The organism is Arenibacter palladensis (genome assembly GCF_900129275.1).
In the GTDB taxonomy this organism is placed as follows: Bacteria; Bacteroidota; Bacteroidia; order Flavobacteriales; family Flavobacteriaceae; genus Arenibacter; species Arenibacter palladensis.
On record NZ_FQUX01000002.1, the window covers coordinates 880,566 to 899,678 of the forward strand.

A 19,113-nucleotide genomic window follows, 5' to 3' on the forward strand; every position below is an offset into this window, starting at 1 on the left:
ATTACAATGGACCAGAATACTATAAGTCAGGGAAAAACTATGGCAATAATCAGTTACATTACTGTAATTGGCCTGCTCATTGCCTTCATAGTGAACAGTGATAAAAAAAATGAATTTGTCAAATTCCATATTGGACAATCATTAAGGGTGTGGATCTTGGCCATAGCACTTTCCATTGTCCTAGGGGTGATAGCTGTTACCATGGGCATGGGTTTCCTTAGAATATTACAGTGGGCCCCATGGATTTTGGCTATTATGGGTATCATAAATGCCAACAACGGAAAATTGGAAAAATTACCCATTATCGGATCTATTGGGGAATAATAATAAAGATCTATAAATTCAGGGAGGTCTAATAAGGACCTCTTTTTTTGTTCAAATTTTAAACTTGACTAACTTTGCCCCTATGGATAATGTTATTAAGGAAGGAAAGACTACGGCAATTGTGGCCTACCTCACAATGGTTGGGGCGTTGATTGCCATTTCGATGAATTCGGATCCCAAGAACGAGTTTGCCCGGTTTCATACCCGACAGGCATTTGGATTACATCTCGTTTTCCTAGGCTTTGCTATTTTTTTAAGCAATTGGTACAATGAATATGCTTGGTACGGCCTTTATGTTTTTTATGTAGTACTTTGGTTCTACGGCTTTCTTGGAGCCTTGAACAACAAGAAACAAGAGGTGCCCGTACTTGGTCCCTATTTTCAAAAATGGTTCACTTTTATATCTTAGAATGACAACAGCTCCCCTTTCATTGGAACATCTTATTAGACCATCAAGTTTAACCGAGGGCAAGCCCCCGGTACTTTTTATGTTCCACGGCTATGGAAGTAATGAGGAAGATCTGTTTTCCTTTGCCTCCGAACTGCCTAAGGAACTATGTATCATATCCGTTAGGGCTCCCTACCCTATGCAACCCTATGGCAATGCCTGGTATGCCATTAACTTTGAAGCTGAAAAAGGCAAATGGAACAATGAGGAAGAAGCAGTCCTTTCTAGGGATAAAATTAAAGTGTTTATAGAGGAGGCATGCAAAACCTATGGCTTGGACGAAAAAAATGTAACCCTATTAGGGTTCAGTCAAGGTACCATCCTGAGTTATGCGGTGGCCCTATCATACCCGGAGTTGGTCAAGAATGTAATAGCCCTAAGTGGCTATATCAATGAGAACCTCATTTTGAAAAATTATAGGGAAAACAACTTCAAAGACCTAAAGATATATGTCTCCCACGGAAGTGTGGATCAGGTAATCCCTGTTGCTTGGGCGCAGCAAGCTCCCGGTATTTTAAAAAATCTAAACATAGACCATGTATATGAGGAATTCCCGGTTGGCCATGGTGTTGCCCCCCAAAATTTCTACTCCTTCAAGACATGGCTTCAGGATAAAATTTAATTGCTGCGGGTGTACAATAAGTGGTCCATCAAAGAAAAATCCACACCCAGATCATCTTTAAGTTCATACTTGATCAATACTTCCCCCCAGTATTTCCCGTCTGAGAAATCGGCCAAAATCCATTTGTGGTTCAAGATATTGATCTTGTTTATTTTAAAATCATTTTCCATACCCTCATATGGGATAAGGGGGTTATCTCCCTTACTCTCATTGGTTTCCAGCAATTTATCCGAAATATAGAGACTGGGATCCTTTAAATTTAAATGATCATAATAAGCCAAAGCGTCATCATTATTCTCCAAAGAAAAATATTGGTTGTCCAAAACCTTTATATGCAATTTCTGTATGGAATCCTCCAACTGGGAAAGCTTCTCTTCCTGGGACTCTATTTTTGTGTTTTTTGCCTTCACCATATTATTGGTACTTACAAATTGGTAAAGTGCTATTAACGATACGAATATGAACAAATACAAGTAAATCTTATGTTTCATTCCCTAATTTTCTATTTTATTGGTTTAATATTATTTTTTTTAGTTGAAATATTTCCCTGAACCATGATCTGTAGGGTTGTTTATACCTCTATGACCAGATTGTCATAGGCCAGGTGCACATTATCCGGAAGCTGTTTCTCAACCTCGTCATGAAAACCCAACAAATGGCTTATATGGGTCAAATAGGCCGTTTTAGGCTTTACAATATCAATGAATTCCAACGCTTCCTCCAAATTGAAATGGGAATGGTGGGGTTCTATACGCAAGGCATTGACTACCAAGGTATTTACCCCCTTTATTTTTTCCATTTCTACTTTTTCCATACTTTTTACATCGGTTAGATAAACAAAGTCCTGTATTCTAAACCCAAAAACCTGTAATCTATTGTGTTGCGCCTCCACAGGTATGGCCATTAAGTTTCCGATCCTAAAAGGCTTATTGTTTTTTATCGTATTGATCTCTACGGCCGGAGCACCCGGATATCGATTTTCATCGGCGAATATATAATCGAACCTTTCTTTTATAGAAGTTACAACCCGTTCATGGGCATAGATAGGAATATCCCCCTGTCTGAAAAAAAATGGCCTTATATCATCTATTCCCGCAGTATGGTCTGAATGTTCATGGGTAAATAAAATTCCATCTATCTTTACCACATTATTGGCAAGCATTTGCTGTCTAAAATCGGGGCCACAATCAATTACATAATTATAGGAATCCCAAGAAACCATAACCGAAACCCGAAGCCTTTTATCTTTTGAATTATTACTTAAACAAACAGGGTGTTTGCTCCCAATTACGGGGATTCCCTGCGATGTTCCAGTACCAAGAAAAGTTATTTTCAATCTTACATCTATTTAATCCAAATTTATAACTATTTTATTTAATAGATAACTCAATCTTTTTAACTTTGCTACAAGTAAATAAGACACTATGTCCAACATTTTTAAGAAAGAAATCGCTTTTACCAATGTACCGTCCATTAAGGCAAAAACCTTAAGGATAAATTTAAATCCAGATATTTACGGTACATTTTCTGAGATAGGTGCAGGACAAGAAACTTCAGCACACTTTTTTAGGTCGGGCGGTGCTTCGGGTACCATTGCAAAAGCAATGAGTGCATACGACAAGGATTTTAGTGATGCTATTTACGGTATAGAGGAAGATGGTAGATACGTAACCCAGTCCAGGTTAAAAAAGATGTTGGCCCATGAAATGGAAAACATGGACAATAGGATAAGCCGGGAAAAGCACCCCGACAGATTGTTTTTTTCCTATGCCAATACGGTTGCAACCATTGATTTCTCCAAGAGATATAAAGGCCATGGATGGATCGGAATCCGATATCAGTTGGATCCCAAACAAAAAGAGTTAAACGAAATCATCCTACATATTCGCTTTAAACAAAATGAAGCGAGGTTACAACAGGAAACCTTAGGTATTGTTGGGGTCAACCTTATTTACGGTGCATTTTACAAATACGATAAGCCTAGAAAATTACTAAAATACCTTTATGACCATATCGACAAGGATACCGTTGAAATAGATATGGTTAATTTTTCGGGACCAAATTTTGCCGAAGTCGACAATCGATTGATGAGTTTACAGCTTGTTAAGAACGATATGACCGATGCCGTAATGTTTGGACCCGATGGCAATAACCTTTTGCCGGCGACCATACTTTACAAGAAAAATATATTGGCCCTACGCGGTAGCTTTAGACCGGTGACCAAGGTTAATATGGATATGTTTAAAAAATCCTATGAAATATTTATCAGGGAACCCAGTGTTGAGGAAGAAAATACTGTTGTAATTTTTGAAATTACACTTTCCAACCTTCGTGCTTCGGGAGAGATAGATGAACAGGATTTTATGGATCGTGCAGAACTATTATGTTCCTTGGGCCATACGGTAATGATTTCGAAATTTCAGGAGTACTTTAAACTCGTTGAATATTTCAGCAATTACACCAAATCCAAGATTGGCCTTACCATGGGGGTAAACAATTTGGTCGATATTTTTGATGAAAAATACTACCGTCATCTTAGTGGTGGTATCCTAGAGGCTTTTGGTAAATTATTCTTTAAAGATCTTAAGGTTTACCTATATCCAATGCGAAACGAGGAAACTGGTCAAATAATGACCAGTAACACCATAAAAGTCCATCCTAGAATGAAAGAATTGTACAAATTCTTCAAGTACAATGGAAAGGTGATGGACATTATTGACTACGATCCGGAAATATTACATGTTTTCTCCAGGGATGTACTCAAAAAAATAATCAACGGAGAAGAAGGTTGGGAATCCGTACTTCCTGAAGGAATAGCAGAAATAATAAAAAAGAAGAAACTTTTTATCCGTAAACCCATAGAGGAACAACAGGAAAAAGTCTAATTTATCAGAGTGCCAATACAAAGGGCTATAATAATCCAAATGATTATTACAGCCCCTTGTTCTTGTCTTGGCATTTATAGAATTTGTGCGGCGTGATCCTTGGTCTTGACCTTATTAATTACCTTTTCGATAACTCCGTCCCCATCAATAACAAAAGTCATTCTGTGAATACCATCATATTTTTTTCCCATAAACTGTTTAGGGCCCCAAACCCCAAAAATATTAAGGATGGTATGGTCTTCATCCGCCAACAATGGAAAAGGAAATTGATACTTATTCTTAAAATTTAATTGACGTTTCTGTGAGTCGGCACTAACACCCAGGAGTTCATAACCCTGTGCTTTTAGTTCGGTATAATTATCCCGTAAATTGCAGGCTTCGGCGGTACATCCGGGAGTACTTGCCTTTGGATAAAAAAAGACGATTAATTTTTTTCCCTTATAGTCGGAAAGCTTAATAATATTGCCGTTTTCATCCTTGGCCGAAAATGCGGGTACCTTATCCCCTACTTTTAAAGTGTTCATAGTTATATTTTAAGTAAATTTATATTTAAAAACACACCCAAACCAATGGGTGTTTCCATATTTATATTTTTATAAAATTACGCAATAAATGACGAAAGCGGAAAAAGTAAACTTTGCCATTGAAACTTTACAAACCATATATCCCACCATCCCCGTTCCTCTAGACCACAAAGACCCCTATACGCTACTTATTGCCGTTTTATTGTCCGCACAAAGTACAGATGTTAGGGTCAATCAGATTACCCCGATACTATTTGCCAAGGCAGACAATCCATATGATATGGTAAAAATGACGGCAGATGAAATAAGGGAAATTATTAAACCTGTTGGACTATCACCAATGAAATCCAAAGGAATTTATGGGCTTTCCAAAATCCTGATTGAAAAATATGACGGACAAGTACCGCAAGAGATGGAACTTTTGGAACAATTACCGGCAGTAGGCCATAAAACAGCCAGTGTGGTAGTCTCCCAAGCCTTTGGAATACCCGCTTTTCCGGTGGATACCCACATACATAGACTTATGTACCGTTGGGGATTTTCCAATGGTAAAAATGTAGTACAAACCGAAAAAGACGCGAAAAGATTATTCCCAAAAGAGTTATGGAACGATCTTCATTTACAGATAATATGGTACGGAAGGGAATATTCCCCTGCAAGAGGGTGGAATTTGGAAAAAGACATCATAACCAAAACAATAGGAAGGAAAAAGGTTTTAGATGCTTACCACAAAACAAAAAATCCCAACTAAGAGTTGGGATTTTTTAGTCTAGTTTAAATTATTTTCGAATTGAATATTACTATATTCAACTATTTGCAAAGATTTGGAATAGCCAATCAAAAACTTAATAGTTTCAGGACTCGCTTTGGCAAGTTTACACTTGTGCTGATTCTCAGAGTAAATTTTTTCCATAGGATTATAGTATTGTTATGTTAAGATAACGCTGCTAAAATGGAAATATTGTCCGGTTCGTCCTATGACCTATTAATTCGTTAAAACGATATTATGTTTTTCTATAATTTTTCTAAGGTTTATAAGTGCGTATCTCATTCTTCCTAAGGCCGTATTGATGCTAACCCCAGTGTTTTCAGAGATTTCCTTAAAGCTCATGTCCCTGTAAATACGCATTAAAAGAACTTCCTTTTGGTCGTCCGGCAATTCCTCTATCAATAAGGTAAGATCAGAATCTATTTGATCCTTGATAAGTTGTTTTTCTACATTAAGTTTATCATCACCAATTACGGAAAAGATATTGAAATCATCATTCCCCTCAAACATTGGCATTCTTTTGTTTCTTCTAAAGTGATCAATTACCAAGTTGTGGGCTATTCTCATAACCCAAGGCAAAAACTTGCCTTCCTCGCTATAATTTCCCTTTTTCAAGGTTTTAATCACTTTAATAAAGGTATCCTGAAAAATGTCCTCTGAAACATCGCGGTCCAATACCTTGGAATAAATAAAGCTACTAATACGTTGGTTGTGCCTGTTGATCAAAACCTCTAAAGCTTTTTCATTACCGTTAATGTAATCCTTTACTAATACTGAGTCATCTATTTGCAGTTCCATACAAAATATTGTTTTTGGTTAAACTAGGGGGCCTCCCCTTTCGGTTCGGACTTTTTTTTTATTACTTCTTCTTTATTGAAGAATTTAAATCTTCATTATTAATTAGTAACAGGATAAAAGTATATAAATGGTAAGGTGTGCAAAAAACTATGTTGTAAAACCCCCGTTAATTGATGTCAAATGCCAATTTTCTTATTTTACGCATAATAATTGGTCAAAAATGAAGTTGAAAGGGCCTATAGGAATCCCTGGTAAAACTATTTATTATTCTCAGCTGTAGGGAAGGAAGAAGAGCCTAAATATAAATGAATATAGAAAACACTGTACAGTTTATTGAATGGGCCTACTATAAGGATGCCCTGGTAACAAAATTAATGGGTATATAATTACATTGTGCAGTAAAAACTTGGGAGTACAACTATTAGGGTATAGCCTTTTAAACTACTTACCCATGTATTTAAGTAAACCATTACTTAAATACATGGGTAAGTATATACTATTTATAAAACTGTTGTAAGCCTCTAATTTAAGCAATGCTCATCCAATTCATCCTTACACTTATCGCATTTAAGGATGTAAAGTGATTTAGAGTAATTCAACAAAAAATCCATTTTGGACCTACGTGTAGACATTAATTTACAATTGTTCTTAGTAGTAACGTTGAATTTCCCCATAATAATATATTGTTATTGTCAAATAACGCAAGTGTTATGAAGAAATTAACCAAAAGCGGTTATAAGGCCTATTAATTCGTTAAAATAATGTTGTTCTTTTCCACAATCTTTCTCAGGTTGATAAGTGCATAGCGCATTCTGCCCAGGGCTGTGTTAATACTAACCCCTGTATTTTCAGAAATTTCCTTAAAACTCATATCCTTATAAAGGCGCATTTCCAATACCTCCTTCTGATCTTTTGGCAATTCTTTGATAAGTAAGGTCAGATCCTGATCTATCTGGTCTTTTATAATTCTCCTTTCAGCATTTAACTGATCATCACTAATTATGGAGAAAATATTAAAATCATTGCTGCCTTCAAATCTGGGCATTCGTTTATTCTTCCTAAAATAATCTATTATAAGGTTGTGGGAAATACGCATTACCCAAGGTAGAAATTTTCCTTCTTCATTATAATTACCCTTTTTTAGGGTTCTTATCACCTTCATAAAGGTATCTTGAAAAATATCTTCTGTAACTTCCCGATCTTGTACTTTGGAATAAATAAAACTGCTAAGTCGCTGGTTGTGTCGGTTAATTAGTTTTTCCAGGGCTCTTTCGTCCCCGTTCATGTAGTCTTTTACTAATACTGAATCTTCTATTAATAGTTCCATACAAATTACTTTTTTGAGGCTAAAATGCCATACCTGTATTGTGTTACAAGTGCATTTTGAGCAAAATTTTAAAAAAGTAATTTTGTTACGTATAGGCTATTTAGGGTTTATTATGCATCAAATATAAAAAAAATTATATCCATTCAAACTACTTTCCTTCAATGAATATAATTTAGTTGTAAGACAAAGGCTACTAGCGAATAAAACTCACATATCGTATCTTTGCCAACTTAAATACGAGCATGACCACTATAACAGACGTTAATCCCAAGCATAATATTATAATTAAAGGGGCAAAACTCCATAATTTAAAGAATATCGACGTTGTAATACCACGGAATAAACTTGTGGTCATTACAGGCCTGTCCGGTTCGGGAAAATCAAGTTTGGCCTTCGATACCCTTTATGCCGAAGGACAAAGAAGATATGTTGAAAGTCTTTCCTCCTATGCCAGGCAGTTTTTAGGAAAGTTGGACAAGCCCAAAGTGGATTATATTAAAGGTATAGCTCCGGCCATTGCCATTGAACAAAAGGTAAATTCTACCAATCCTAGATCTACCGTAGGAACCACTACCGAAATCTATGACTATTTAAAGCTAATGTTCGCGCGTATTGGGAAAACTTTTTCCCCTATATCGGGCAATGAGGTTAAAAAGCATACGGTTTCGGACGTGGTGGAATATATTAAGACCTTTGAAGAAGGCACCAAATTACTATTGCTTGCCCCAATTAAAATTAGTGCGGATAGGGATCCCTATAAATCGCTCCAATTGTTTTCCAAGCAGGGATTTGCCAGAATATTGTACAATGGGGAGGTTACTAGGATAGATGAGGACCTAAAGGATGTAGGCCGGGAATTTGAACTGGTGGTAGACCGAATTATATATAAAAACGACGAAGACTTTTTCAATAGATTGGGCAATGCCATTGATACGGCCTTTTTTGAAGGAAAGGGGGAATGCATTGTTCAGGACTTGGCAACAGGTCACAATACCCATTTTAGCAATAAGTTTGAATTGGACGGTCTTCAATTCCTAGAGCCCAATGTCCATTTGTTTAGTTTTAACAATCCATATGGGGCCTGTCCCAAATGTGAGGGTTATGGGGATGTTATAGGAATAGATGAAGACTTGGTTATTCCCAATACCTCCCTTTCGGTTTATGAAAACGCAATTTTTCCATGGCGAGGTGAAAGTATGGGCTGGTACAGGGATGAATTGGTGAACGTGGCCTACAAATTCGATTTTCCAATCCATAAACCATGGTATCAGCTATCAGATGAACAAAAGCAACTAGTTTGGGAAGGGAACAGTTATTTTACCGGCATCCACAAATTCTTTGAAGGCCTGGAAGAAAAAAGTTATAAAATACAGAATCGGGTAATGCTGTCCCGATATCGTGGCAAAACCAAATGCAGTACCTGTAAGGGAAGGCGTTTGAGGAAGGAAACCGATTATGTAAAAGTTTCTGGAAAATCTATTTCCGACCTTGTAGAATTGCCTATAGATGAGCTTATAGGTTTCTTTAAAAATATTAAACTTAGTATTAACGAGGAGAAAATTGTTAACCGGTTGCTCAAGGAAATTGAAAGTAGATTAGGTTTTTTAAATAACGTAGGACTTAGCTATTTAACTTTGAACAGAAAATCCAATTCCTTGTCCGGTGGGGAAAGTCAACGAATAAATTTGGCAACCTCATTAGGAAGTAGTCTGGTAGGCTCCATGTATATTTTGGACGAACCCAGTATAGGACTTCACCCCAAGGATACCGAAAACCTAATTACCGTTCTAAAATCGTTGCGCGATTTGGGCAATACCGTAATCGTGGTGGAACACGATGAGGACATTATGAAAGCGGCGGACGAAGTGATCGATATTGGCCCGGAAGCGGGCACGCATGGCGGGGAAGTAGTGGCACATGGAACCTTGGATGAAATTCTTAAGTCCGACTCCCTTACGGCCGCTTATCTTAATGGTAAGAAAGAAATTGCCGTACCAAAATCAAGAAGGCCTTTCAAAAATTTTATAGAGATTAAGGGAGCTAGGGAAAACAACCTTAAAAATATTGATGTCACCTTTCCCTTAAACGTATTAACAGTAATTACAGGTGTATCGGGCAGTGGAAAAAGTACTTTGGTAAAAAAGCTATTATACCCTATAATCCTAAAGGAGCTTGGGGGCTACGGAGAGAAAGCTGGGCAGTACAGTTCCATGGAGGGCAAATTTCAATCCTTAAAGCACGTGGAATACGTTGACCAAAACCCAATTGGTCGTTCTTCCAGATCCAACCCCGTAACCTACATTAAAGCTTATGACGATATCCGTAATCTTTTTGCCAACCAAAAATTAAGTAAGTTAAGAGGGTATCAGGCCAAACATTTTTCTTTTAATGTTGACGGTGGTAGATGCGAAAAATGCAAAGGCGAAGGTGAGATTACCGTGGAAATGCAATTCATGGCCGATGTGCACTTGGAATGCGAAACCTGCAACGGAAAAAGGTTTAAAAAGGAGGTATTGGAAGTAAAATTTGAAGATGCCAATATAGATCATGTCCTTAATATGACCATTGATGATGCCGTTGCTTTCTTTAACAAAAACAACCAATCCAAAATTGTAACCAAACTGAAGCCACTTCAAGATGTTGGTCTAGGGTATGTAACTTTGGGGCAATCCTCCTCTACCCTTTCGGGGGGTGAAGCCCAACGTATTAAACTGGCCTCATTTTTAGTGAAGGGGAACACCAAGGACAAGGCGCTGTTTATTTTTGACGAACCTACTACGGGTCTCCATTTCCACGATATTAAAAAATTGCTCAAATCATTTGATGCATTAATAGACAAAGGACATTCCATAATTGTAATAGAGCATAATATAGACTTGATAAAATGTGCCGATTATATTATAGACCTTGGGCCTGACGGCGGAAATAAGGGTGGACAACTATTGGTCCAGGGAACGCCAGAAATTGTTGTAAAGAACAAAACTTCCTACACAGCAAAATACCTTAAGGAAAAACTGCCCAATTAGATGTAGCCCATGGTTTTCAGCTTTTGACCGGTCACTAATGGCCAATGGCTTTTGGCTATAGGCTGATGCTTTTTAGTCAACAGTTTCTTTTTCCCAAAACCTAATTCTTGCACAAAGCTCTATAACAAAAAAAATATAAATTACTGATAATCAATACATTGAATTAAAATTAAAATTTTTGGCATGCTGTTTGGTATATACAAATTGAATGTAAATAGTTGCATTCAAAATTAAAACCTTATATCATGAGAAATTTAATACTCCTTTTTACAGCGCTTATATTAGGTACTTCAGGTTCCAAGGCAGCTTCAGTGGAAGATAAGGTTGCCACAAGCAATACTTATAGAAATAATAACTCATTTATTTTCGTAGAAAATGGCATCACATTTTCAGTTTATCCTGATGGGGAGTTCGATTTCTACATAGATAATGGAAGTGGTGTAAATGCCAATGTTAATTTTGGCCATACCAATATTACCTTTAATTCGGGTTACGACTATAACCCTTATGTACAATACGACGATTACGGTGCGGTTATACAAATTGAGAATGTCCCCATATACTATGATTACTACGGTAGGGTTACCCAAATTGGGGATGTAGATATCAATTACAACAGTGGTAGGGTTTCACGGGTTGGCGGACTTTATGTGTATTACAACAATCGTGGAATTTACAGTCACCACAGGGGATTTATCAATATCTACAACAGACATTATATTTACAGCCCTTTCCACAGCTATTTTGTAAGACCTGCCATAGGCTTTAGTCTAGTATTCGGTAGTCCTTATAGAAGATATTACGAACCGGTAAGATATACCTATTACAGGCCATATCATCACAACTACAGAAAAGCATATGCTAGAATAGGCCACCATTACAAATACAATAAAGGCCATCATCATAAGAGAAGTACCATTTATAGAAACGACAAAAGAGTTGCCGTTAGGGATAATGGCTACAGAAATAACAATAACCTACGATCCAACAGGTCCGTAGCAAGTAGAAACGATGGTTATAGAAATAACAATTCTGTTTCAAGAAGTACAACATCCAGAACCAACAATGTTAGTGGCAGGAACAATACTATTTCAAGATCCACCACTCAACGAAGCAATGGAAAAGGCACGGTAAAGAGAAGTAATACAGTAAGAAGCAGTTCTCCAAGTTCTAGAAATGACAAATCAGTTTCCAGAAGTTCTTCGATCCGCCCAAATAATAAGGGCGACGTTCAAAGAACCGTAAGTAGAACAACAACTACAAGGAGTAGTAATGGCAATGGAAGTTCTGTAACAAGGAGTAAAGCAGTTGTATCCAGACCTTCCGGAAATACTAGGACAACGGTAAAAAAGGAAGTGAACAGAAGCCCAAGAAATACTTCGATAAGCAGAAGTTCTTCAAGTAGAAGCAATAGCGGTTCAACTGTAAGGAATAGTACTGTAAAACGACCAAATGTACAGTCGAAAAGCACTGTGAAAAGGTCGGTGGCAAGGTCATCCAACGGCAGTAGTGCAAGAAAAATTTCAACGACTTCCACAAGAGGAAGAAGTTCTAGAAGTAATTAAAAATAGTTTTTAGGTTGGTTAGTTGTTTAGCCCCGTAGTGAATTCGTTCCTGCGGGGTTTTACTTTCTGTAAAGATTACTGTAATCAAACTCATTCTACAAAATCTAAAAGCAGTTAGCTTCCAAAACCCATTTAATCTGATCAGGGGCAATTTACATTGTTCTATTTTTTAAATCCCAACTTTCCCAAATAAAATGAGATGGCCCCAGATACATCTGCTGATATTTTGAAGCGATATAAAACAAAAATATAACAAAGCATAATCAGGATACTTTTTAGGCCGATGTTAAACACAGGGTGGAAAGGAAAAGAAACAAAGTAAAAAATGGCCGATAATGCCAATAGAAGAAATACAACCTTAAAGGTCTCTTTTGTTATGGGTTGAATACCAAATTTCAGTTTAACGAACCCCAATTTTATAGAATTGTAAATAAAAAAAGCCATAAAACTGGCAATGGCCGCACCATCCAAGCCATATTTTGGAATCAGCCATAGGTTCAATAAAATGGTTAGAATGGCCAGGGCAACACCCATAAGTAGCAATGCCCTATAAAAATCCGAATTGTACATTATAGCATTGTTATTGCCCAAAAGGGCATCATACACTCTGGCAAACCCAATGATGAAAACAATTACATATCCGCCACGATAGGATTCGGGCAACAAATTGTATAGGTCGTTCAGATTTAAAATAATCAAAATAAATATGAGCCCAGATACTATAAACAATGTTAGAGAGCTCTTTTGATATAATGTTTTTAGAGCCTTGACATCCTTTTTATGAAGTATTTCCGCAGTTAAGGGGTAGGTAATGTTGTGCATTGACCTGGACGGAACGGCTATGACGGTTGCTATATATCCGGCAACACTGTAATAGGCTACATTTTTGATTTCTATAAATTGATTGATCATTACCTTGTCTACCTCCAACAAAACTATTGCCGCTGATCCACCCAAAATAATTAGGGTACTATAATTAATAATTTCCCGGGTGTTTGCAGGAAAACTAAAATCCAACTTTAATCGAAGCGATTTTAAGGCATAGGCCTGCATTATAAGTGTCCTAAGGATGTACATCCCTACCATGGCATTGAGAAATGTCAATACCGAAATTAGGTCCCAATAAACCAACAAAAGCAAAAATGTAATCACTAATCTGCTGAATACCTCCTTCATAAAGTTTCCAAAGACCGACTTCATCTGAACCTTTGCCCAAGCGTAAAACACCTCAAAATAGGCCATGGCCACACCAATAATAAAAATATGCCATACATACCCTTTCACTATAGGGTTCTCCTTGGACAGGAAATCACCAATGGTCTCATTGGCCAGATAGGAAATGGCCCCAATAGGTACAATAAGTAGGAGCGGCAAGAAGACCATTAGGGTCAAAAAACCATCCTTCCCATTAAGATCCTGGAAACCTGAATAATATTTGATCATGGTATTTGGAATCCCAAATGCCAATATCGGCATTAAAACGGACGATGCGGACAGTATTACATTGACGAGGCCAAAATATTCGTCCGATAAAAACCGCGTATACAGAAAAAGCAGGTTTAAAGCCCCTATGGCAAAGCCACCATAAGTAATCAAAGTATTGTTCAAAGATTGTTTTAAGACTATTCCCATGCTAAAAACTTGGACAACTTTGCCGTTAATTCCCTTCTGTGATATTGTTCAACCTCTGCCAAAGGCAAAACCAATTCATCTTTTTTATATTCTTGAAACCATTGCAGCAGCGTACTTTTCAACTCACCCAACTGTGGATAGGTATAGGTCTTACCAGTATTGGATTCGGCAATAAGATCCCCTACCTCCCAATTGGATGGGCCAACGCCCAAGATAGGTCTTTTTGAGGCCATATACTCAAATACCTTTCCCGGAATAATACCCTGGGTCTCTTCAGAATCTATTTCTATCAACAACAGTAATTGCGACTTTCGTTGATACTGGATTGCCTCATCGTGCGAAATATAGCCCAATAATTTGGTATAGGATTGAAGACCATAAAAATAGATACTTTCCAAAACGTCCGAACTAATAACGCCAGCCAATTGCAATTTGAAGCGTTTTTTAAAATCAGGGTATTCCTGAATTAATTCCGATAAAGCTTTCCAAAGATTAATAGGATTTCTTCCCGTTAACAGGGATCCAATATGTGAAATGGTAAAATCAACGTCCAAAGCCACAGAATTGCCCAGGGTTGTATCATACCCATTGGTAATAACCATAATTGGTTTTTGGGTTATTTGGGAAAACTCCTGTTTTGTAGTCTTACTGGTAACTATAATTTTATCGGCTTCATTAAGCACTAATTTCTCCAGATGTTTGTGCTTTGTTTGGGAAGCCTTGCTCAGCTTCAATTTCTTATGATAGCCGATCGAAGTCCATGGATCCCTAAAGTCCGTTATCCACCTAATTTTGGTGCGTTTTTTTAGTTCAAGACCAATAAGATGAAGACTATGCGGGGGTCCCGTAGTTATTACGGTTCCTATGTTTTCCTTTTTAATGACATCCACCAAAAAACTAACGGAAGGCTTTATCCAAAATTTTCTGGCATCTGGAATAAACAAATTGCCACGAATCCATAACATCACCCTTTCTATAACAGATTGATTTTTGGAATTGATTATTCCAGAACTTATCTTTTTGGTCTTCTTTTTAGAAAATAATCGGGCAAAGCCATAGGGCTCATATATGGGCTTTTTATATATTTTTATTCCTGCCGGAACTTCATCCAATAAGGACTCGTCTATGATAGGATAATTGGGATTTTCCGGAATATATACAATTGGTTCTATTTCATAATCCCTAAGGTACTTTACAAATTTCAACCATCGCTGTACTCCAGGTCCACCTGCCGGAGGCCAATAATACGTAATGATGAGTACCTTCTGCATTAAGCCGTTGGTTTTTTCCTAGAGCTCCAAAAGGCATGGCCAATTCCAAAAAGGAATACCAAGAGCAAGATTATGGAACTTGCCATAGTTATATTGCCTCCAACCTTGATAAGGCTTGGCTCAAACTTAAACTCAATTTTATGATTTCCTGCCGGTACCTCCAAAGCCCTTAAAACATAATTCACCTTAAAATGTTCCTTTAAGTTACCATCTATATAGGCATTCCAACCATGTGGATAGTACATTTCGGAAAATACGGCAATTCCAGGATGGGCATTATTGGAACTATAGGTTAAATGATTGGGTTTATATTGCGTAAGCTTTATACTTGCCGTAGAGTCTGTCTTATAATTGAGCTCCTTTATATCTGCAAATTTTGATTTGTCAAAAACTGCTTTACCCTTTACATCCAGAGTCTTCAAGGCCATAATTTCATCATTGGCATTATAGACCGGTACCAATTCATTAATAAACCAGGCGTTACCATTGGCATCGGGATTCAGGGCTGGATAATTTCTACCCTCTTCGTCTTGCTGTACCACATATTTTACATTGAGCATACTTAAAACCCGAACGTTGTTCTTGGAAATATGAAAATCGAACAGCTCCTGGATTCCTGCCGGTTTAGCAGCGTGGTAGCCCCATATAGATTGGTGAAAATAGGCGGTACGGCCTCCCCCACCGATCTCAGAAGGGTCGTACACCCGAAAAACGGAGGTGTCCTTGGCAATCTGCCTGTCCATTTCAGTTTCCTGAAAAGGTTCCAGCATTCTTCGTTGCGCAACAAAATCGTCCTCATTTACGTAGCGCTTAGCAACCCCTACCAAATCGAAGACTACCAGCACTCCCAACAGCACAATCACCAAATTCTGCTTTAATTTATTCTTTAAATAGAACCAAACAACAAGGGCAGCCAAGGCAACATAGATCAGTGACCTAAAAATGTCCGAATTGTAAACGGCCTTCCTATCGGCGACAATTAAGGAGACAATGTCATCGCCATAATACTGCCGGTAGGTTTCATCACTCTGTCCGGTAAAACTAAACATTCCCTTGACCAGAAAAAGAAGTACTCCAATCCCCAAAGTAATGAATAGCGTTAATTTTAAGTCCTTTAGTTTTTTGGAAGTATTCTCTTTGGGATCAAAAAGTTGTACCAAAGCGAGGATGGCCAAAACAGGAACACAGAGTTCTAGAATGACCTGAATGGATGACACCGCCCTAAATTTATTATAAAGCGGAAAATAGTCGATCATTACATCTGTCAGGAGACCAAAATTTTTGCCCCATGACAGAAGTAGTGCCATTATAGTACCTCCCAGAAGCCACCATTTTACTTTGCCCTTGACCAAAAATAGCCCCAAGACAAAGAGAAAGAACACTACGGCCCCAATATAGGCAGGAGCAGCAACAATAGGCTGGTCTCCCCAATAAAGTGGCAATGAACTGGTAAAATCCAATGCCTTGGTCCTGGATATTCCGTTCTCCGTTAAAAAAGTATAGGTTTTGGAATCGGCTCCCAGATCCTCACCCCCAGAACCCCCGAAAAGCCTCGGGACAAACAAATTCAAGGATTCTACAATGCCGTAACTAAATTGCGTAATATACTCGCGGTCCAGACCTGAACCGCTTTCTTTGGGCTCTCCATTAGCGGTTATGGTGAGGTCCGATTTACCCCTCGTACTCCAATCCGCATATTCCTTAGTAGCCAATAGACTAGTGGCATTTGCAGCGATTCCCAACAACACCGCCAAAACTAGTATACCGACCGAAACACCAAAATGTTTCAATTTCTTTTTCTTTATGGCGTCCACGAGATATACTGCCCCGAGAATAAGTACCAACAACATAAAATAGTAGGTCATCTGGTAATGGTTGGCACCCACTTCCAAGGCCATAGATATGGCCGTTAGGAGGAACCCCCAAAGGTATTTCTTCCTGAATACCAAAATTATGCCCCCCAAAAGCATGGGCATATAGCCAATGGCATGAGCCTTTGCATTGTGCCCTACCCCCAATATAATGATCATATACGTAGAGAAACCAAAGGCCAATGCTCCCAACACCGCCAATTTGTAATCTACCTTGAGACAACATAACAAAATATAAAAACCGATAAGGTATATAAAAAGGTAATCTGCGGGCCTAGGTAAAAACCGGATAATCCGATCCAACTTTTTTACGTAATCATGGGGGTAATAGGCTCCCAATTGATAGGTGGGCATTCCACCAAAGGCACTATTGGTCCAGTACGGCTCCTCCCCTGTTTTCTTTCGAAAATCGTTCTGTTCCTTGGCCATTCCGGTAAATTGGACAATATCGGATTGCTCTATTACCTTCCCCTGAAGTACGGGATGGAAATAGGCCAGCGCTACAATTATAAAAAATACGGTTACAAAAAAATGGATAAAAAAGGCTCTTAGACCGTTTCTCATGTTTGGTTATGGTAAAAGGTTATTCAATTTCCTCAAAATCTATGTATTCTCCAACATTTTTTGAGCTGTTCTTTTTCTTGGTCGTTTTTTTATCAATTATAACGTCGCCAATTTGTTCCTCATCTTGAGGTTGCTGAGCTGCAAAACCTTCAAACCTTTCCTTAAAATGTTCCTCGGTCTTCTTTGCCGCATACCTAAACAATTTAGGAGCAAACCATTTGGCCAGAATTTTAAGCAAATAGTATACTAAGAGTACAATTAGTATCGTTTTTAAAAAACCCATAATAAGTTGACAAATTTTATATCAAAAGTACAATTCTAACGTTGTATTAATAGTGCAAAAGTCTTAAAATAATAATAAAATAGTACCTATGGAGTATAATGTTTCCAAGAAACGCCTTATGAAAATACTAATATTTGGAATTTTCACCATTCCATTGGTCTCATTTTCACAATACACAGATGTTATCAACTCCAACAGACCTGGCCTATCCGTAAGTGCTTATGCCATTGGCACCAATGTTTTGCAGGCCGAATTTGGCGTAGGTTATGAACAACAGGACCATACAAGGTTGGCCACGGAATCTAATATTCTTGGAGCCGATCTGTCTTTGCGTTACGGACTACTTTTCGAAACCTTGGAATTGAATTATGAAGGTACTTTTGACCATCAAAATAAAACATATACCAACACAGGGGTAGAAATTGAGAACACCGATTTTTCCAGAAATAGAATAGGTCTAAAATTTTTAATTTACGATCCCTTCAAGAATCCCGAAAATAATAAACCCAATCTTTACAGCTGGAAGGCCAATTATGGTTTTAAGCTAAAAAATCTAATTCCGGCCGTATCGGTCTACGCTGGTGCCAATTTTGTATTGGGAGACAATCCTTTTTACCGAGGTGATCCCACGGTTTCGCCCAGGGTAATGCTTGCAACACAAAGTAGGCTTACCCCCAGATTCGTACTTATTTCCAATATTGCCTATGATAGATTGGGAACAGATTTCCCGGAATGGAACTATACAGTATCCTTATCGCACGCCTTTAGAGATCCAAAATGGAGTGTTTTTGTAGAAAACCAAGGAATTAAAAGTGACCGGTACGCAGATGTACTCCTAAGGGGAGGTGTGGCCCATTTGTTAGGTGAGAATATGCAGGTGGACATGAATTTGGGCGCAAGTTTTAAGAATACGCCAAGTAGGATCTTTGCCACAATGGGATTCTCCTATAGGATAGACATGCACAGGGACAAGGTAAAGGCCATTGAAGATCAAAAGGCTGGAGAAAATGGTGGGCCTATCAACAAGAACGCCATGAAGAAAAAGAAAAAAGGGAAAAACAAAGGTTCTGGCGCAGAGGATATCGATTTGGGACCTACCAAAAAACAACTTCGGAAACTAAAGAAAAAAGAAAGGAATAGGGACGATTCTGAAATTGATTTCTAACAAAATAACTTTTGTCCTTTTTCCTATAGATTAATATTG

Annotated in this window: 17 protein-coding genes; 8 read left to right on the forward strand and 9 right to left on the reverse strand. The window is 37.9% G+C overall.

Annotation, left to right across the window (positions count from 1 at the left end; genetic code table 11):
* The first annotated feature begins 6 nt into the window (after positions 1–6).
* From BUA60_RS09810 to BUA60_RS09820, 3 genes are all read left to right on the forward strand, one after another.
* The gene (locus tag BUA60_RS09810) at positions 7–324 is read left to right on the forward strand and encodes a magnetosome magnetite crystal formation protein family (RefSeq protein WP_072861547.1); all 318 of its coding nucleotides are present in this window, start codon (positions 7–9) and stop codon (positions 322–324) included.
* A gap of 82 nt (positions 325–406) precedes the next feature.
* The gene (locus tag BUA60_RS09815; RefSeq protein ID WP_072861548.1) at positions 407–733 is read left to right on the forward strand and encodes a hypothetical protein; all 327 of its coding nucleotides are present in this window, start codon (positions 407–409) and stop codon (positions 731–733) included.
* Between the two features lies 1 nt (position 734).
* On the forward strand, positions 735–1,394 hold the full coding sequence (locus BUA60_RS09820) for an alpha/beta hydrolase (RefSeq protein WP_072861549.1): 660 nt from the start codon (positions 735–737) through the stop codon (positions 1,392–1,394).
* Here the strand turns inward: BUA60_RS09820 and BUA60_RS09825 are convergent.
* Both BUA60_RS09825 and BUA60_RS09830 read right to left on the reverse strand, forming a co-directional pair.
* The gene (locus BUA60_RS09825; protein WP_072861550.1) at positions 1,391–1,885 is read right to left on the reverse strand and encodes a hydrolase; all 495 of its coding nucleotides are present in this window, start codon (positions 1,883–1,885) and stop codon (positions 1,391–1,393) included. The two genes, BUA60_RS09820 and BUA60_RS09825, sit on opposite strands and share 4 nt — an antisense overlap.
* Before the next feature lie 80 nt (positions 1,886–1,965).
* Positions 1,966–2,730: an MBL fold metallo-hydrolase gene (locus BUA60_RS09830; protein ID WP_072861551.1), complete on the reverse strand. Its 765-nt coding sequence runs from the start codon at positions 2,728–2,730 to the stop codon at positions 1,966–1,968.
* Positions 2,731–2,818: 88 nt separating this feature from the next.
* Here BUA60_RS09830 and BUA60_RS09835 point away from each other — a divergent pair, with 88 nt between their 5' ends.
* The gene (locus BUA60_RS09835) at positions 2,819–4,279 is read left to right on the forward strand and encodes a nicotinate-nucleotide adenylyltransferase (protein WP_072861552.1); all 1,461 of its coding nucleotides are present in this window, start codon (positions 2,819–2,821) and stop codon (positions 4,277–4,279) included.
* A 74-nt stretch (positions 4,280–4,353) separates the two neighbouring features.
* On the opposite strand, the gene bcp is transcribed toward BUA60_RS09835, so the two are convergent.
* Positions 4,354–4,803: a thioredoxin-dependent thiol peroxidase gene (gene bcp / locus BUA60_RS09840; protein ID WP_072861553.1), complete on the reverse strand. Its 450-nt coding sequence runs from the start codon at positions 4,801–4,803 to the stop codon at positions 4,354–4,356.
* Positions 4,804–4,891: 88 nt separating this feature from the next.
* Between bcp and BUA60_RS09845 the strand changes: the two genes are divergently transcribed.
* Entirely contained in the window at positions 4,892–5,554 is a 663-nt protein-coding gene (locus BUA60_RS09845; protein WP_072861554.1) for an endonuclease III domain-containing protein, read from the forward strand.
* A 234-nt stretch (positions 5,555–5,788) separates the two neighbouring features.
* Here BUA60_RS09845 and BUA60_RS09850 read toward each other — a convergent pair whose 3' ends face one another.
* Positions 5,789–6,370: an RNA polymerase sigma factor gene (locus tag BUA60_RS09850; protein ID WP_031444405.1), complete on the reverse strand. Its 582-nt coding sequence runs from the start codon at positions 6,368–6,370 to the stop codon at positions 5,789–5,791.
* A gap of 745 nt (positions 6,371–7,115) precedes the next feature.
* Positions 7,116–7,697, reverse strand: coding sequence for an RNA polymerase sigma factor (locus tag BUA60_RS09855; RefSeq protein WP_072861555.1), 582 nt, complete (start codon positions 7,695–7,697; stop codon positions 7,116–7,118).
* A gap of 242 nt (positions 7,698–7,939) precedes the next feature.
* Between BUA60_RS09855 and uvrA the strand changes: the two genes are divergently transcribed.
* Together uvrA and BUA60_RS09865 are read left to right on the forward strand one after the other, a co-directional pair.
* Positions 7,940–10,723 carry an excinuclease ABC subunit UvrA gene (gene uvrA, locus BUA60_RS09860; RefSeq protein WP_072861556.1) on the forward strand — a complete coding sequence of 928 codons (2,784 nt, stop codon included), beginning with the start codon at positions 7,940–7,942 and terminating at the stop codon, positions 10,721–10,723.
* Between the two features lie 245 nt (positions 10,724–10,968).
* Positions 10,969–12,288, forward strand: a complete 1,320-nt coding sequence (locus BUA60_RS09865; RefSeq protein WP_072861557.1) for a hypothetical protein — start codon at positions 10,969–10,971, stop codon at positions 12,286–12,288.
* A gap of 162 nt (positions 12,289–12,450) precedes the next feature.
* On the opposite strand, the gene BUA60_RS09870 is transcribed toward BUA60_RS09865, so the two are convergent.
* From BUA60_RS09870 to BUA60_RS09885, 4 genes are read right to left on the reverse strand one after another with little or no spacing between them, the layout of a single operon-like run.
* Positions 12,451–13,920 (reverse strand): oligosaccharide flippase family protein, encoded by a 1,470-nt coding sequence (locus BUA60_RS09870; RefSeq protein ID WP_072861558.1) that lies wholly within the window; start codon positions 13,918–13,920, stop codon positions 12,451–12,453.
* Positions 13,911–15,191, reverse strand: coding sequence for a glycosyltransferase family 4 protein (locus BUA60_RS09875; RefSeq protein WP_072861559.1), 1,281 nt, complete (start codon positions 15,189–15,191; stop codon positions 13,911–13,913). The genes BUA60_RS09870 and BUA60_RS09875 overlap by 10 nt, the downstream gene beginning before the upstream one ends.
* Positions 15,191–17,626 (reverse strand): YfhO family protein, encoded by a 2,436-nt coding sequence (locus BUA60_RS09880; RefSeq protein ID WP_072861560.1) that lies wholly within the window; start codon positions 17,624–17,626, stop codon positions 15,191–15,193. Before BUA60_RS09880 ends, BUA60_RS09875 begins: the two co-directional genes overlap by 1 nt.
* Before the next feature lie 19 nt (positions 17,627–17,645).
* Positions 17,646–17,909 carry a DUF4834 family protein gene (locus BUA60_RS09885; RefSeq protein WP_072861561.1) on the reverse strand — a complete coding sequence of 88 codons (264 nt, stop codon included), beginning with the start codon at positions 17,907–17,909 and terminating at the stop codon, positions 17,646–17,648.
* A 118-nt stretch (positions 17,910–18,027) separates the two neighbouring features.
* On the opposite strand from BUA60_RS09885, the gene BUA60_RS09890 reads away from it, so the two are divergent.
* Positions 18,028–19,074 (forward strand): transporter, encoded by a 1,047-nt coding sequence (locus tag BUA60_RS09890; RefSeq protein WP_245802523.1) that lies wholly within the window; start codon positions 18,028–18,030, stop codon positions 19,072–19,074.
* Positions 19,075–19,113: the final 39 nt, after the last annotated feature.